Annotated in this window: 8 protein-coding genes and 1 pseudogene; 7 read left to right on the forward strand and 2 right to left on the reverse strand. The window is 63.5% G+C overall.

The genetic code is table 11. The features are described from left to right. Window positions 1-312 precede the first annotated feature (312 nt). From RI103_RS25820 to RI103_RS25835, 4 genes and pseudogenes are all read left to right on the forward strand, one after another. Window positions 313-1475: pseudogene (locus RI103_RS25820) on the forward strand (porin). Between the two features lie 181 nt (window positions 1476-1656). Beyond that, window positions 1657-2910 (forward strand): efflux RND transporter periplasmic adaptor subunit, encoded by a 1254-nt coding sequence (locus RI103_RS25825; RefSeq protein WP_310818458.1) that lies wholly within the window; start codon window positions 1657-1659, stop codon window positions 2908-2910. Window positions 2911-2922: 12 nt separating this feature from the next. Continuing rightward, the gene (locus tag RI103_RS25830) at window positions 2923-6153 is read left to right on the forward strand and encodes a multidrug efflux RND transporter permease subunit (RefSeq protein ID WP_310818459.1); all 3231 of its coding nucleotides are present in this window, start codon (window positions 2923-2925) and stop codon (window positions 6151-6153) included. 1 nt (window position 6154) lies between these two features. Then, entirely contained in the window at window positions 6155-7600 is a 1446-nt protein-coding gene (locus RI103_RS25835; RefSeq protein ID WP_310818460.1) for an efflux transporter outer membrane subunit, read from the forward strand. A gap of 117 nt (window positions 7601-7717) precedes the next feature. Here the strand turns inward: RI103_RS25835 and RI103_RS25840 are convergent, their stop codons facing one another. Both RI103_RS25840 and RI103_RS25845 read right to left on the reverse strand, forming a co-directional pair. Next, complete coding sequence (locus RI103_RS25840; RefSeq protein ID WP_310818461.1) at window positions 7718-9670, reverse strand: AI-2E family transporter; 1953 nt, start codon at window positions 9668-9670, stop codon at window positions 7718-7720. Window positions 9671-9801: 131 nt separating this feature from the next. Further along, entirely contained in the window at window positions 9802-11082 is a 1281-nt protein-coding gene (locus RI103_RS25845) for a DUF445 domain-containing protein (RefSeq protein WP_310818462.1), read from the reverse strand. A gap of 216 nt (window positions 11083-11298) precedes the next feature. On the opposite strand from RI103_RS25845, the gene RI103_RS25850 reads away from it, so the two are divergent. The 3 genes from RI103_RS25850 to RI103_RS25860 are packed head-to-tail and all read left to right on the forward strand — an operon-like array spanning window position 11299 to window position 15930. Continuing rightward, the gene (locus RI103_RS25850; protein ID WP_310818463.1) at window positions 11299-12441 is read left to right on the forward strand and encodes a metallophosphoesterase; all 1143 of its coding nucleotides are present in this window, start codon (window positions 11299-11301) and stop codon (window positions 12439-12441) included. Next, window positions 12438-15062, forward strand: coding sequence for an AAA family ATPase (locus tag RI103_RS25855; RefSeq protein WP_310818464.1), 2625 nt, complete (start codon window positions 12438-12440; stop codon window positions 15060-15062). Before RI103_RS25850 ends, RI103_RS25855 begins: the two co-directional genes overlap by 4 nt. A gap of 43 nt (window positions 15063-15105) precedes the next feature. Further along, a complete protein-coding gene (locus RI103_RS25860; RefSeq protein ID WP_310818465.1) occupies window positions 15106-15930 on the forward strand; it encodes an alpha/beta hydrolase in 825 nt (274 codons plus the stop codon). The last annotated feature ends 10 nt before the right edge of the window (window positions 15931-15940 follow it).

The raw sequence follows: 15940 nt of genomic DNA on the forward strand, positions 1-15940 counted from the left end.
TCTTTTTCCTGTTGGACTTGAACAACGGTCTGACCCCCAATGCCGGGGAGCATTAATCGTCGGGTATCTCGCGCATCCTCTGCCACGCTGGGCTGGCGCCCCGTTCACGAGGTTATCTCGAATAAAAATTAAATTACTTTTGCATTATTTAAGGCGATGTGTCCAGGGTCGGGCATCTAAGATTTCGATTGCACGCAGAGTCCGTCTTCAATATTGGTCTAAATGGAATTGAGGATAGGTGCATTTGTGGCTGCGGCAGATTCAATCTCATGTCCGCAGCCGAGTCTTAAGATTAAACGCCAAGGTGTTCAAATGAAAAAAATCATTACTGCGACCGCCGTATCCGCCACTTTTGCGTGCGCGGCGCACGCCCAAAGCAGCGTCACGCTATACGGCATTGTCGACGCCGGTTTGACGTACGTGAGCAATGAGGTCAGCAAGGATTCCACCGTGACGTCCGACGGGCGTGTCACGAATGGCAAAGCCATGGTCGGCATGACCGGCGGCAACGTGCAGGCAAGCCGCTGGGGGCTGCGCGGCGTCGAGGATCTGGGTGGCGGGCTGAAGACGGTCTTCAACCTGGAGAGTGGGTTCAACGTCGCCAACGGCAGCCAGGCAGTGTCCAATACGCTGTTCAACCGTCAGGCGTATGTCGGTCTGTCCAACCAGTACGGTACGGTTTCGTTCGGCCGCCAGTACGACTCCGTGGTCGACTACCTCGCGCCGCTGACGGCGGCTGGCAGCTGGGGCGGCACGTATTTCGCGCATCGCGGCGACAACGACAATGCCAACTCTTCGATCAGCGTCAACAACTCGGTCAAGTTCCAGAGCGCGAACTTCGACGGCTTCTCGATGAGCGGGCTGTATGGCTTCTCGAACAACGCGGGTTTTGCCGATAACCGTGCCTACAGCGTCGGCGCGGGATACCGCAACGGTGGCCTGCAGTTGGGTGCGGCCTATCTTCAGTACCAGGGCATCGACCTGAATCAGAAAAACGGCGCGATCACCGGCGGCACGTTCGCGACGTCCGCTGTCAGCGGCGTTCAGAATCAGCGCACCTGGGGTCTCGGTGGAAGCTACGCGTTCGGTCCGGTCATTCTCGGTGCCGTATATACGCAGAGCCGCTTTCAGGACAAGTTTTCGGATATCTCGGTTCGCTACAACAACTACGAGCTCAATGCCCACTACAACCTGACGCCGGAACTGGGCCTGGGCGCGGCCTACACCTACACGCAGGCCCTGCGCGCGGCGCCGGGCACCTCCGACACGAACACCGGCGCGGCACACTGGAATCAGCTCGGCCTGCAGGCTGACTATTCGTTGTCCAAACGCACCGATCTCTACGCGGAAGCCGTTACGCAGCTTGGCGCGCACAACGGTCGCGGGCTGAACAGCGTGCAAATCAAGGAACCTCCGCGCCGTCCACGGCAAGCAATCAGTTTCTCGTGACGACGGGTATCCGTCACCGGTTCTGATCTCACCGCTGTTCCCACTTTGCCGGGCCGCTGCGACCGACCATCCTTTGGGGGCGTGAGCGGTCTTCAGCCAGCGCAATTCATGGATGGATAACGGACGACCGCGCTTGTGGCGCGGTCGAGTCCAATTGATTGCCTTGCGTGGACGCCCGGCTGTTGAACCATTTTTCTCGGAACGTTCATGCCTGTTTCGCTGTTGGGATGCCTGATTCGCTCGTCGAACGCACCGAAGCGCCTGCTTGATAGGGTACGGAGACGGCCGGCGCTGGCGTTAGCCCTGCTCGCATTACTGGCCGCTTGCGGCAAGCCAGCCGCTCCTGAAGCCTCCCAGCCAGTCGACGTCACGGTCACGACTGTGGCGCCGCGCGATACCCCGGTAGATTTCGAGTTTGTTGCCCAGACTCAAAGCTCGCGTGCCGTGGAAATTCGCGCACGGGTCGACGGCTTTCTGGATAAGCGGACGTACACGGAAGGCCAGATGGTTCGTCAGGGCCAGACGCTCTTTCTGATGGATCCCAAGCCATTCGAGGCAGCGTTGCAATCGGCTCGAGGCGCACTCGCCCAGCAGCAGGCGCGGCTGGAAGTGGCGAAAGCCAACCTCGCGCGCGTCATGCCTCTCGCGGCACAGAACGCATTGAGCAAGAAGGATCTCGACGACGCGACCGGGGGCGAGCGCGAGGCGCAAGCCGCCGTGATCGCCGCAAAAGGGCAGGTCCAGGCGGCGCAACTGAATCTCGGCTACACCACGATCAAATCGCCGCTTGCCGGCTTGTCGAGTTATGCGAGACAGCAGGAAGGCAGTTATGTCACGCCCGCCCAGTCCGGCTTGTTGACGTACGTCTACCAGATGGATCCCATGTGGGTCGAGTTCAGCATCTCGGAGAACGAGATGCTGCGATACCGTGACCAGATTTCAAAAGGCCAGTTGCGTTTTCCCGCCGGCAACCAGTTCGAAATCTCGCTGCTACTGGCCGACGGTTCGACGTTTCCCGCGCGCGGGCATATCGATTTTGCCAATCCCGTATTCAGCGCGGAAACCGGCACGTTTCTCGTGCGAGCGGTATTCGCCAATGAAAAAGGCACGTTGCGTCCGGGGCAGTTCGTGCGCGCGCGAGTGTCGGGCGCCGTGCGGCCGAATGCCGTTCTGCTGCCCCAGCGTGCCGTGCAGCAGGGCGCGAAAAGCCATTTCGTGTGGACGGTCGACAAGGATGACAAGCCTCGTCAACGCTTCGTGGAGGTTGGCGAATGGCAAGGCGACGACAGCCTCATCAACGACGGCTTGCGCGCCGGAGAAAGAGTCGTTGTGGATGGCGCGGTGCGACTATCGCCCGATGCGACGATCAGGATAACGGGGAATGGTGCCTCCGCGGAGCGTACCGCGAAAGTCATGCCGCCCGTTGCGCAACAAGATCCCGAAGACAATTCTGCGCACTAGGCGGCAAACCGGATGAAGCTCTCCCATTTCTGTATCGACAGGCCGATTTTCGCGTCCGTCATCTCCATTGTCATTGCGCTGGGCGGCCTGTTGGCCATGTTCGCGCTGCCGGTTGCGCAGTACCCGGAGATTACGCCGCCGCAGATCACTATCACTGCCAGCTACCCCGGCGCGAGCGCCGATGTGGTGGCGAACAACGTTGCAGCGCCCATCGAGCAGCAGGTCAACGGCGCGGACAACATGATCTACATGACTTCGTCGAGTTCGTCGACGGGCAGTTTGACGATCAACGTGTTCTTCCGTAATGGCACCAATCCTGATCTGGCCCAGGTCGACGTGCAGAACCGCGTCAACCTCGCCTTGCCGCAGCTGCCGCAGTCTGTGCAGTCGCAGGGGGTGCAGGTGCAGAAAAAGTCTTCCGCGTTCATGATGGTGATCGCGGTGTACTCAGCGGATAACCGTGTCGATTCGACCTACGTCGCGAACTACGCGAACGTGTACGTGCTCGATGCGCTCAAGCGCATTCCGGGCGCGAATCAGGCCAGCATCTTCGGCACGCCGGACTACGCCATGCGCATCTGGCTGCGCCCGGACCGCATGGCGCAGCTCGGCATTACGGCGACCGACGTGCAGAACGCTGTAGCCAACCAGAATCAGCAGTTCGCGGTCGGCCGTCTCGGCCAGGCGCCGACCGGCGCGCCGGTTGAGCAGTCGTTCGCCGTGACGACGAGTGGGCGTCTTTCCAGTCCCGCCGAATTCGGCGACATCATCATTCGCGCGTCGAGCAACGGTGCGGCGATCGTGCGGTTGAAAGACGTGGGACGCGCCGAGCTCGGGCAGAAAGACTATTCGATACGCAGCAGATTCCAGGGCAAGCCCGCTACGGTAATCGCCGTTTACCAGCAGCCCGGCGCCAACGCGCTGGATGTGTCGAAGCAGGTGCGTGCCACGCTGGCGGACATGAAACGATCGTTTCCTGAGGGCGTCGATTACAGCATCGCAATGGATACCACCGACTTCACGCGTGCTTCCATTGCGGATGTGGTGAAGACTTTTTTCGAAGCCGTCGTGCTGGTGGTGATTGTCGTATTCGTCTTCCTGCAGAACTTTCGCGCGACGCTGATTCCGGTGCTGGCGGTTCCGGTCTCCATCCTGGGGACGTTCATGGGCATGGCCGCGCTGGGCTTCTCGATCAACATGCTGACAATGTTCGGCATGGTGCTGGCAATCGGCATCGTGGTGGATGATGCGATCGTCGTGATCGAGAACGTCGAGCGCAACATGCGCGAGTTCAACCTCTCGCCGAATGCGGCGGCCAAGCGGGCAATGGATGAAGTGTCGGGCCCGGTTGTCACGATCGTGCTGGTCATGTGCGCCGTGTTCGTGCCGGTGGCGTTTCTGGGCGGCATTACAGGACAGATGTACAAGCAGTTTGCAATCACCATTGCGATTTCAGTGATCCTATCCGGCATCGTGGCCCTGACATTGTCGCCGGCGCTGGCGGCAGTATTGCTGAAACCGCGATCGCATGAAAAGAATCGCTTCTTCAGGTGGTTCGACAACGCGTTCGCTCGTGTCACGGCGGGTTACAGCCGCGCCGTGGCGTTCGCGATCAGACGGTTTGTCGTCGCGCTATGGGTGTTCGCCGGTATGGTTGTGCTCGCGGTCACGATGATGCGGTCCATTCCGCACGCCTTCCTGCCGCCTGAAGACCAGGGCTACCTGCTCGGCGCGGTCATCATGCCCGATGCGGCGAGTCTCGACCGCACGGGGCGCGTATCGTCGCGCGTCACCGACTACTTTGCCAAGCAGGCGGCGGTAAGCAGCGTCACGGTGGTTGACGGATACAGCCTGCTCGACAATCAGACCATGAACAACGCTTCAACGTTCTTTGTCGGGCTGAAGGGATTCGACGAACGTTATTCATGGGCGAACATTCGCACGCAGAATGCGCATGCGTTGTTGCTCGGCGCTTATCAGGCCTTGTCACGCATCGAGGAAAGCATCGTCGTGCCGGTCAACCCGCCGTCGATTCCGGGGCTCGGCACAACGGGCGGCACCGAGATGTGGATTCAGAGCAAAGGTGATGCGACCACGGCGCAACTCGCCCATGTCGTACACGATTTCGTCGCCAGGGCGAAGGCGCGTCCTGAACTGGCGGGCGTCACGTCGACCTTCAACGCGTTTTCGCAGCAGTTGCGCGTCGATGTCGATCGCGACCGGGCCGCCACGCTCGGCGTGCCGATCGACGAGATCTACAGCACGATGCAGACGATGTTCGGTTCGCTGTACGTGTCGCAGTTCAACCAGTCGAGCCGTCTGTGGCAGGTGATCCTTCAGGCGGAACCGTCATACCGGTTAAAGCCCACGGATCTCGACCAGGTCTTCGTGCGTAGCGCCACCGGCACCATGGTGCCGCTCAAATCGGTCGTGACGTACCGGTATGTGGCAGGCCCATCGCTGATGACGCGCTTCAATGATTTCCCGGCCGTGATGGTGACCGCCAATGCGGCACCGGGCCATAGCTCGGGCGAGGTGATTGGCGTGCTGGAGGAACTGGCGCGAACGATGCCCGCGGGATATGGCGTGGGGTGGAGCGGCGAAGCATATGAAGCGCGCCAGTCAGGCGGCACGTCCGGCCTCGTCTTCGTGTTCGGTCTGGTGATGGTGTTCCTGATTCTCGCTGCGCAATACGAACGCTGGAGCCTGCCGGTCGGGGTGCTGATGGCGGTGCCGTTCGCCCTGTTCGGCGCTTTGCTGGCCATTCTGTCAAGAGGCCTGAACAACGACGTCTATTTCCAGATCGGCCTCACGATGCTGGTCGCACTCGCAGCCAAGAATGCGATCCTCATTTTCGAGTTTGCGGTGCTCAATCGCGCACAAGGCGCATCGGCGTTCGATGCTGCAATGACCGCCGCCCGGGACCGTTTGCGGCCCATCGTCATGACGTCGTTCGCCTTTATTCTCGGCTGCGTTCCGCTTGCCATCGCGACCGGCGCGTCGCAGAACAGCCGGCATTCCATCGGCACCGGCGTGATTGGCGGCATGTTGGGCGCGACCGGCGTCGCCGTCTTCTTCATTCCGATGTTTTTCTTCCTGCTCGAATCGATTAGCGGGCGCCGCGTCGCAAAAAAGAAAAAGAGTGCCATGCCGGAAGGACGGGACGAACGCGCACCGTCCGATTCGCCCTCAGTGGCTAACAGTTCGACGGGTATGCAGCCCGGCACGAAGCAGGATGATTGACATGCGTGCAGTCGGTTCAAGTTTTTCCTGGGTGTCGGTATTCGGGCTTTGCCTGTGTCTGGGTGGATGCGTGTTGGGCCCCGACTATGCCCGGCCGTCTATCGAAACACCTGCCACGTTCCGCTTTGCGGAGGGTACGCAGACGCAAATCGCCGATACGGCATGGTGGGCGCAGTTCGGCGATCCCGTGCTGAACGATCTGATCGCAACGGCGCTCGCGCAAAACCGGGATCTGAAAATCGCAGCAGCTCGAGTCGACGAGTATCGCGGTCAATTCGTCAGCACGCGCTCGCAGTTGTTTCCGCAGGTCAGCGCCGGCTTTGACGCCGGTCGCCAGCGCATCTCGCCGCTTGCGCAGGCATCGCTGCCGGCGGGTGCCGGTTCTGTCTTCAACTCGTTCAATGCCACGCTGCCCATCTCATGGGAGATCGACGTGTTCGGCCGCGTGCGGCGTCAGACCGAAGCCGCGCGCGCGAATCTGCTCGCCAGCGAGGAAGGCCAGCGGGCCACCATCCTCTCGCTAGTCGCGTCCGTTGCCGCCTCTTATATCAATCTGCGCAGTCTCGATCAGCAACTCGAGATTGCCAAAGCGACCGCGGCGAGCCGTGCGGGCTCGGTAAAAGTCTTCGAACTGCGCTTCAAGGGCGGGCAAATCTCGCAGGTCGAACTCGCGCAAAGTCAGTCGGAATACGAGGCGTCACTCGCGGACGTTCCCGCCATTGAGGCGCAGATCGGGCAGCAGGAAGACGCGCTCTCCATACTGCTCGGCCGCAACCCGGGCCCCGTTCTTCGTGGCCGCACGCTCGACCAACTTCAGTCCCCGGCGGTGCCGGCCGGTTTGCCCTCGGCCCTGCTCGAGCGCCGGCCGGACGTGCTGCAGGCGGAACAGAACCTGATCGGCGCCAATGCCCTGATCGGCGCCGCCCGCGCGCTTTATTTTCCCCAGATTTCGCTGACCGGGCTGCTGGGTTCGTCGAGCACGCAATTGAGCACGCTCTTCAGTGGGCCTGCGAACGCCTGGTCGTTCGCGGGCGCGCTCACGCAGCCGATCTTCTCCGCCGGTAACATTGCCGGACAGCTCGAACAGGCCAAGGCGCGCCAGCAACAAGCTCTGTATGCCTATCAGAAGTCGGTTCAGACCGCATTCCAGGAAGTCAGCGACGCACTGCTCGGCGTCGAGAAGTCTCGCGAACGGCTGACCGCGCAAGAGCGCCAGGTCGACGCGCTGGGCACCTATGCAAGGCTCGCGCGACAGCGCTACGACGGCGGCTACACCAGCTACATGGAGGTCCTCGACGCCGAGCGCAGTCTGTTCAGTGCGCAACTGGCCTACACGCAAACCCGCAGCAACGAATTCACCTCGCTCGTTATCCTTTACAAGGCGCTGGGCGGTGGTTGGGGCGTCGACGCGCCGGACGGCATTGTTCAGCGGGGTGAAACCAGATAGGAAAAGGCGCTGCAGGGTTCACCCATAGTGATCAGCGGGCGGGACAGGAGCGAGAGCCGCGGACCGGACATCAATGCCAAGGCGTTCTCATTCCCCGCATGCTGCCGCCCAGGTCACTCAGTCCGCTCCACCCGCATGCGAAGGCTGGCGCGCATGCTGCAGGCTCGATGCCGCCTGGCATTCCTCGATCATCGCGCGGAAGGTGGGGGCCGCATGCGAAGCGCCGGTCGCGCCCATTTCCGGACTGCCCTCCGGCGCACCGCCCACGCCGACCACCAGCGTCGCCCGCGGCCGCCATTCGCGCGTGCGCCGCAGCATGTTGCGCAGGTACGGCGGCGATTCCGGCGCGTCGAGCGAGACGATGCAGATGATCGGCGCGTCCCTGAAACTCGGCTCGTCGGCGCGCGCGCTGCGATAGCCCGAGTGCGTGGCCATCATCGGCGTGAGGCCCTGGCGGCCGAGCAGTTGCACCGCGATCGCGGTGGTGACTTCGTCGAACGAACCGCGTCCGGGTACGCACAGCACGGAAGTTTTTTCGGGTTCATGGCGCAGTTGCGGGTGGGCCGAAATATGGCTGTCGTGCCGTTCGGAAAGATCGGCCGAGGCCGAAGCGAGCAGCGCGCTCGCGGTGTCGGCGGGGTCGGTGCGCGTGAGGCGGTCCGGCAAGCCATCCGCGATTTCCAGGTTTTCGACGATGTCCACCAGCGCGTCGTTGATGCGCTGCATCTGGTCCGGCATCAGCACGCCGCGCATCGCATCGTTGCGGGCGAGCTTGAGACCTTCGAGCGCGACCTTGTCGTAGTAGTCGATCAGCGACATCTCGCGCAACAGCCGCTCCGCCTGCACGATGGCTTCGTGCGGATCGTCCGCGAGCAGCCGCTGATAAAAGTTCTGCGCGGGCGTGAGCGCGGGCTGATCGCCCAGCAGCACCGTGAGAAAGTTCAGCCGGTCCGCGTAGCGTCCCAGCGTGACCACGCACAGCGTGAGCGGCGTCGACAGAACCAGGCCGATCGGCCCCCACAGCCAGCTCCAGAAAATCGCCGCCACCACCACCGCGAGCGGCGACAGCCCGGAGCGGTGGCCGTACAGCAGCGGCTCGGCGATCTGCCCGGCCACCACGTCGACGACGATGAACAGGATCAGCGTATAGACCGCCATGGTCCATTGCGGCTGAATCGCGGCCGCGAGAAAGACCGCGAGAATCGCGGCGATCCAGATGCCGATATACGGCACGAAGCGCAGCAAGGCGGCGATCACGCCGAACAGCAGCGCACCCGGCACGCCGATGATCGCAAGACCGATGGCGATCACGCCGCCCGCGCTGAGATTCACGCCGAGCTGCGCGACGAAATAGCGGGACAGACGCACGGCGGCGTCGTTGATCGCGGTGGTGGTGCGATGCAGATCGCGCGAGCCGAACAGGCTGATCAAACGGTCGCGCAAATCCTCGCGTTGCAGCAGGATGAAAATCGTCACGACCAGCACGATGAAGGTCGTTTCGATCGGCGCGATGGCCGGCGACAGCGCGCGTTGCGCGAGCTGCATCGGCGTGGGCGACGGCTCGTGCACTTCGACCGGCTGCGGCACGGCGGGCGCATTGCGCGCGGCGCGTCCGGTGGGACGCGGCGGGTTCGGCTTGGGCGGGGCCACGCGCTGCAGGGCGACGGCGGCGCGGCTCATCAGCGAATCGGCGCGGCCGACGGTTTTTTCCTGAACCGTTTCGATCTTCTGCTCGATCGCCTCCTGATACTGCGGCAGGTCGGCCGCGAGTTGCACGAGTTGCGCGCCGATCAGCGCGCCGACCGCGAGCAGGCTGGCCAATGCGAACAACACGGCGATGAAGATCGACGGCAATTGCCCCATATGGAAACGCCGCAACATCTGCACGAGCGGAGCGAGCAGGAAGCTGAGCAACACCGACAACGTAATCGGGATCAGCACCGCGCGGCCGAAGTACAACCCGCACACCACCACCACGCCGGTAATCACCGACGCGAGGCCATGCAGACTCGGCGTGCCCGGCGGGTAAACGCGGTTCGGCCGCCCAGGCGGCGGTAACGAGATTTTCATGAGCACACTTTCCGATTGAGACGCGCTGTCGTTCTTATGCTGGCCGCTCGCGGACACAAGGAGGCCGGACAAACGCATGAGCAATTCATATGCCCGGATTGTAGGCGCTTTGACCCGAGACGGCCTATTGCTCAGCCCATGTGCAGACGCAGCAGCCCGAGCAGTTGCGAGCTCGCATACAGCAGCAGGCCGATAAACCCGCCGACAATCGTTCCGTTGATGCGGATATATTGCAGATCCTTGCCAATGTTCAGCTCGATCTGCCGCGACATCTCGCGCGAGTCCCAGTTCTTGACGGTATCGCTGATATGGCGCGTCAGGAACTGCGCGAAGTCCGGCGCCATCGCGCGTGCCGCGTCTTCGAGGTGGTCGTTCAGCGATTGGCGCAACGCCGGATCGTGCGCGAGTTCGCGGCCGACCCATTGGCCCATCGCCACCACGCGCGCATGCAAGGCCGAGTCGCTGCTTTGCAGATCGCGCTTGAGCCACGCGCGCAATTCGCCCCACATGTCTTTCACATACGAACTGAGCGCGTCGCCTTCCACGAGATAGCGTTTCAGCTCCTCGCCTTTTTGCAGGAACGCGGGATCGGTTTTGAGCTTGACGATCAGCTTGTGCGCGGCCTCGTCGAACTTCTGGCGCAGCTGATGCGTGGGGTTCTCGCTGATCTGTTCGAGCATGCGGTTCACCGCCTTGGCGATAACTTCGGCGCCTTTCTCGCCGAGCCATGCCGAAGGCAGGATCTTCTCCATCGTCGGGTATTCGCTCTTCACCCAATCGACGATCCGTTCGGCGATGAATTCGCGCGCGTGCGGTTCGCGCAGCAGCGCCACCACCTGTTCGATGCCGGCGTCGAGCAGTTCCTGATGACGGCCGTCTTTGGTGAGCGTGTCGAGAATGGCGCCCATCGATTGCGACAGATCCACCTTGGCCAGCACGTCACGTAGCGCGTCCTTGATGAACACCTGAATGCGCACGTCGTCGGTCAATTCCAGAATGCCGCTGGTGAGCTTGACGACGTAGTCGCCCAGACGCGCGGTGTTGGCCGGCTGCGTCAGCCAGCCGGTGATGCTTTGCGCCGGGTCGTGTTTCTGGATCAGGCCGACCAGCGAGGGTACATCCAGAAACTTGTCCTGCACGAACACCGCGAGGTTGTCGGCGATCTTGTGCTTGTTCCGCGGAATGATCGCGGTGTGCGCGGAGACGACCGGGATCGGCACGCGGCGAAACAGGGCGGCCACCGCGAACCAGTCGGCGAGTGCGCCTACCATCGCGGCCTCGGCGATCGCCTTGATGCCGTCCACCCAGATGCCGCGCGGCATGAAAGCGGTCACCACGAAAACGCAGGCGGCGGCGAGCAACAGCAGTAACGGGGTGCGCTTGGCCTTCTTCAGTTCGATTGTTTTGTTCATCGGCGGCAGGGCGGCGGGTTCAGGTCGATTGAAGTGATGTGGGGCGCATGGCTCGCGCGTCCGGAAACGCGAGTGTAGCGCCGCTGGTCGGCGCATGTGTCAGGTATGCGGGACTAGCTTTGCCGCGCCGGCACGGTAACATCTGCGGTCAGACTGCGCCGCCTTGCCCGGCGAGGCAGATTGCAATTGAACGGCATGCAACGGAATGGAGGCACAGTGATCAGGTTTCTGCACACCGCGGACTGGCAGATCGGCACGCAATTCGGCCAGTTCGAGCCGGACGAAGCGGCGCATCTTGCCGAAGCGCGCTTCGAGACCGTGCGCCGGATCGCCGCCGAAGCCGCCGCGCGCAATGTCGACGCGGTGCTCGTGGCCGGCGACGTATTCGATCTGCAAACCGTCTCGGACACGGTGATCCGCCGTCTGTTCGGCGCGCTGCAGGCCTTCGCCGGACCGTGGATCATGCTGCCCGGCAATCACGACGCCGCGCTCGTCGAGAGCGTGTGGACGCGCGCGCAGCGCCTGAACTGCATCGCGCCGAATGTGCGCGTGGTGCTCGAACCCGGCGTGGTGCTGCTGGATGCCTGCCCGTGCGCGCTGCTGTGCGCGCCGCTCACGCAACGCATCACGTATGACGACACCACCGGCTTCTTCGATACCGTGGAGACGCCGCCCGGCTATCACCGCGTCGGACTCGCGCATGGCAGCGTGAGCGGGATTCTGCAGGACGGCATCGACTCGTCGAATCCGCTCGCGCCAACGCGGGCCGCGAGCGCGCGTCTGGACTATCTGGCGCTCGGCGACTGGCACGGCCATCTGCGCGTCAATGAGCGCACCTGGTACGCCGGCACGCACGAGCAGGACCGCTTCCGGGCCAACGATCCGGGCTTCATGCTCGATGTGACGCTGAGCGAGCCAGGCGCGTCGCCGGTGGTCGAGCCGGTACGGGTCGGTCAATATCAATGGCATCGCTGGGACGAAACCATCGCCGTGCCGACCGATGTCGATTCGCTCAAGGCGCGCCTCGCCACGCTGGGCAGCCACGACGTGCTGCGCGTGACGGTCGGCGGCATGGCAGCACTGGCCGAGGCCGAAGCGCTTCACGTCGCCGTGGAAGAAGCGCGAGCCCGCGTGCGGGCCTTGCGCGTCGATCTGAGCGGCCTGCAAGTGCTGCCCACCGACGACGACATCGCCGAACTCGGCGCGCAAAGCGGCTACCTCGCGAAGGTCGTGGCGCGTCTGCGCGGCTTGCAGGAAGACCCGCAGTCCGACCCGCAGGAGGTCAGGCGCGCGGCCGAGGCATTGTTGCTTCTGGCGCGTTTTCAACGTGAACTGCCGCGCGAAGCGAGGTCCGCATGAAGCTGCAAAGTATTGCGATTCAGGAGTTCAAGCAGTTCACCGGAAAGCTCGTCGTCGACGATCTGCAGCCCGGTCTGAATCTTTTCGTCGGTCCGAACGAGGCCGGCAAGAGCACCATCGCCGAAGCCGTGCGTGCCGTGTTTCTGGAGCGCTACAAGGCCTCGCATCTGAAAGATCTGTTGCCGTGGGGCAAGGCGAGCGGGCAGCCGTCGGTTGAAGTGAGTTTCGATCTGGACGGCACGGCGTGCCGTTTGTCGAAGCAGTTCGTCACGCGCCAGCGCTGCGAGCTGAAGATCGGCCAGAGCGTCTTCGGCGAGGATGAAGCCGAAGACAAGCTCGCGGACCTGCTCGGATTTTCGCGTCCCGCGCGTGGGCCGTTGAAGGCCGAGAACGCCGGTGTTCCGGGGTTGCTGTGGGTGCAGCAAGGCGGCACGCAGGAAGTGCGCGATTCCACCGGCCACGCGGCGCAGTATCTGCGCGATGCGTTGTCGCAACTCTCGGGCGGGCGCGAATCGGCCGGAGAGGATGCGCTGATCGCCGCCGTGCAGCGCGAGCTCCGGCAACTGCTCACCGCGCGTACGCAGAAGTCCACCGGGCCGCTTGCCGAGGCCGAACAGACACTCGTCCGGCTGACCGACGAGCGCAACGAATTCGAACAGCAGCGTCAACAGTTCGAGGAGAACATCGCGCGCCTCGCCGCGCAGCAGGAAGCCTTCGACGACACGCAACGCAAGCGCCCCTGGGAGCTTCACGAGCAGAGGGCCTTGCAGGCGCAACTACGGGCCGATGCCGTCGCGCAACTCGAGATCGGCTTGCAAGGGCTCGCGCAGTCGCTGAAGGCGAGCGAAGCCGAACTGGCGCTGCCATTGCAGCAGGAGCAGAGCGCGCTCGAACTGGAAGCGGCTGTCGCGCGCGAGCGCCAGCAACTCGACGCGCTGCGGGCGAGCGTGGCCGCGGTGCAGGCCGAGCACGCGGATGCCGCCGCCAGTGTGGCGCAATTCGAGCAGGCTTTCGCCGATGCCAACCGCGCGCTCGAATTGGCCAACGCGGCAGTGACCGCCGCCGATCTGCGCAGCCAGATCGGACTCTATCGCGCCGAGAGCGAGCGGCTCGAAGCGTCGATCGCCGCTGCCAGCAAAGCGAACGACGCCGTGCTCGAAGCCGCGCGCGAGGCGGCCACGCTCGAAATCGACGAAACGAAACTGAAGCGGCTCGCGTCGCTTGCCAGCGAGCTGACCGTGCTGCGTGCCCGCACCGAAGCCGCGATGACGCGCATCGAATACCGCCTGAACGGCCCGATTACCGTCGACGACGAACCCGTGAACGGCGAGGGCGTGCTGCGTCTGGACGAGGAGAAGCGAATCGGCCTCGGCGCGCTCGGCGAATTGCGGGTGATTCCGGGCGTTTCCGATCTGCCGGCGCGCTTGTCCGAACTCGCGTCGCTCGAAGCCCAGCATGCCCAGGTGTTGCAGGCGCTCGGCGTCGCGTCGCTCGGCGAGGGCGAAGCGCGGCACGAGCGGTGGAAGGGTGCGCTCGCGCAGCAGAAAAGCCAGGCGAAGATTCTTGAGGTGCACGCGCCGCAGGGCATCGAGGCGTTGCGCGCGGCGTCGGCGACGGCTGCGGCGCGCATGCAGGCCGCCAATGAGCGGCTGACAGGTCTGCCTGACGTGTCGGCTGCGCCGCCGCTCGACGAAGCGCGCCGCAACGCTGAGATCGCGCGCGACGCGTTAGAAGCCGCCAGAAAAGTGCTGACCCAGGCAGCCGATAAAAAATCGACCGGCATGGCGAATGCGGAATCGCTCGCGGCTCAGTTACAACGCAAGGAAGCGCAACTGAACGACGAAACGTTCCGCCACAACCGCGCGCAGTGGCAGACAAAAATCGTCGAACAACGCGTGCAGGTCGAGGCATTGCGCAAAGAGCGCGAAGGGCGCGAGCGCGAACTGGAAGCCGCGCGTCTCGACGATCCGGCGGCCGAGGCGAAGCGCTATCGCGCATCGGCGGAACTCGCGCGCAGCGAGCAGAACGAGCGGCAAGTGAAGATCGCGGGATTGCGCAGTCAACTGGAGACAGTCGGCGCATCCGGTCTCGGAGAGCGTCTGGCGTCGGTGCAGGCCAAGGTCGAACAGGCTACGCGGCGCAAGGACGAACTCAGCTTGCGGGCGAGCGCGTTGAGCCTGCTCGACGAAGTGCTGGTCGACGAACGCGACGCCGCGGTGGCGCAATTGCGTGCACCTTTGACCGAACGGCTCGGCCATTATCTGAAGCGGATTTTCCCGCAATCGACGATCGCGCTCGGCGACGACCTGAGTCCCGCCACGCTTGAGCGCTTCGGCCGCGCGGATACGCTCGATGCGTTGAGCTTCGGCACGCGCGAACAACTCGGCATTCTGACGCGGCTTGCCTACGCGGATCTGTTGAAGGCATCCGGCCGGCCGACCTTGCTGATGCTCGACGACGCGGCGGTGCATACCGATGCCGCGCGGCGCGATGCAATCAAGCGCGCGCTGATCGATGCGGCCACGCGGCATCAGATTCTGGTGTTCACGTGTCATCCGGAGTTGTGGGACGATCTTGGTGTGCGGCAGCGGGCGATCGACGACCTGAAGGTGACGGCCTAGCGCGCTTCAAACGCTTCTCTTCGACCAACGATTCAAGGACATCATGAGCGAACTTTTCCGGGGCATGGATCAAACGGCGCTGCGTGCCGCCTACGACAACGTAGCGGCGGTCGAGGACGCCGCCGAACGCATGCTCGGCTTTCAGACGCGCAGCGCGGCGCTCTATGAAACCGTGCCGTGCCGGCGCGATGTCGCGTATGGACCGCGTCCCCGTCAGCGCTTCGACTGGTTGCCGTGTGGCCGGCCGGATGCGCCGATTTTCGTGTTCATCCACGGCGGTTACTGGCAGGCGCGCAGCAAGGAAGATTTCGCGTTCGTGGCGAGCGGGCCGCTCGCTTGCGGCTTCAACGTTGTGCTGGCCGAGTACACCCTGGCGCCGGAGGCGTCGATGACGGAAATCGTCGGCGAAATCGAGGCGTTGCTGGCGACGCTGGGCGAGGATCGCGACGGACTCGGCACGCGCGGTCCCATTTGCCTCGCGGGACACTCGGCGGGCGGGCAACTGAGTGCGCATTTTCGAGCGCACGAAGCGCTCATGCATGCCATGCCGATCAGCGCGCTCGTCGATCTCGAGCCGATCGCGATGTCGTGGCTGAACGATAAGCTGCAACTCACGCCGCAGGAAATAGAAGCCTATAGTCCGATTCGGCATATCGGCCACGGCGTGCCGATGACCATCAGCGTCGGCACGGCGGAATTGCCGGAACTGATTCGCCACTCGGAGGAATATGCGGCGGCGTGTCGGCAGGCAGGCGAACAGGTGGAATTCGTGCCCTTGCCCGGGTGCAATCACTTCACGATTCTGGAAGACTTGGCGCGGCCGGATGGCGTGCAGATGCGGGCGCTGGTCAGGGCGATGAAAAGGTAGCGCGCAGGCT

The organism is Paraburkholderia sp. FT54 (assembly GCF_031585635.1).
GTDB lineage: Bacteria > Pseudomonadota > Gammaproteobacteria > Burkholderiales > Burkholderiaceae > Paraburkholderia.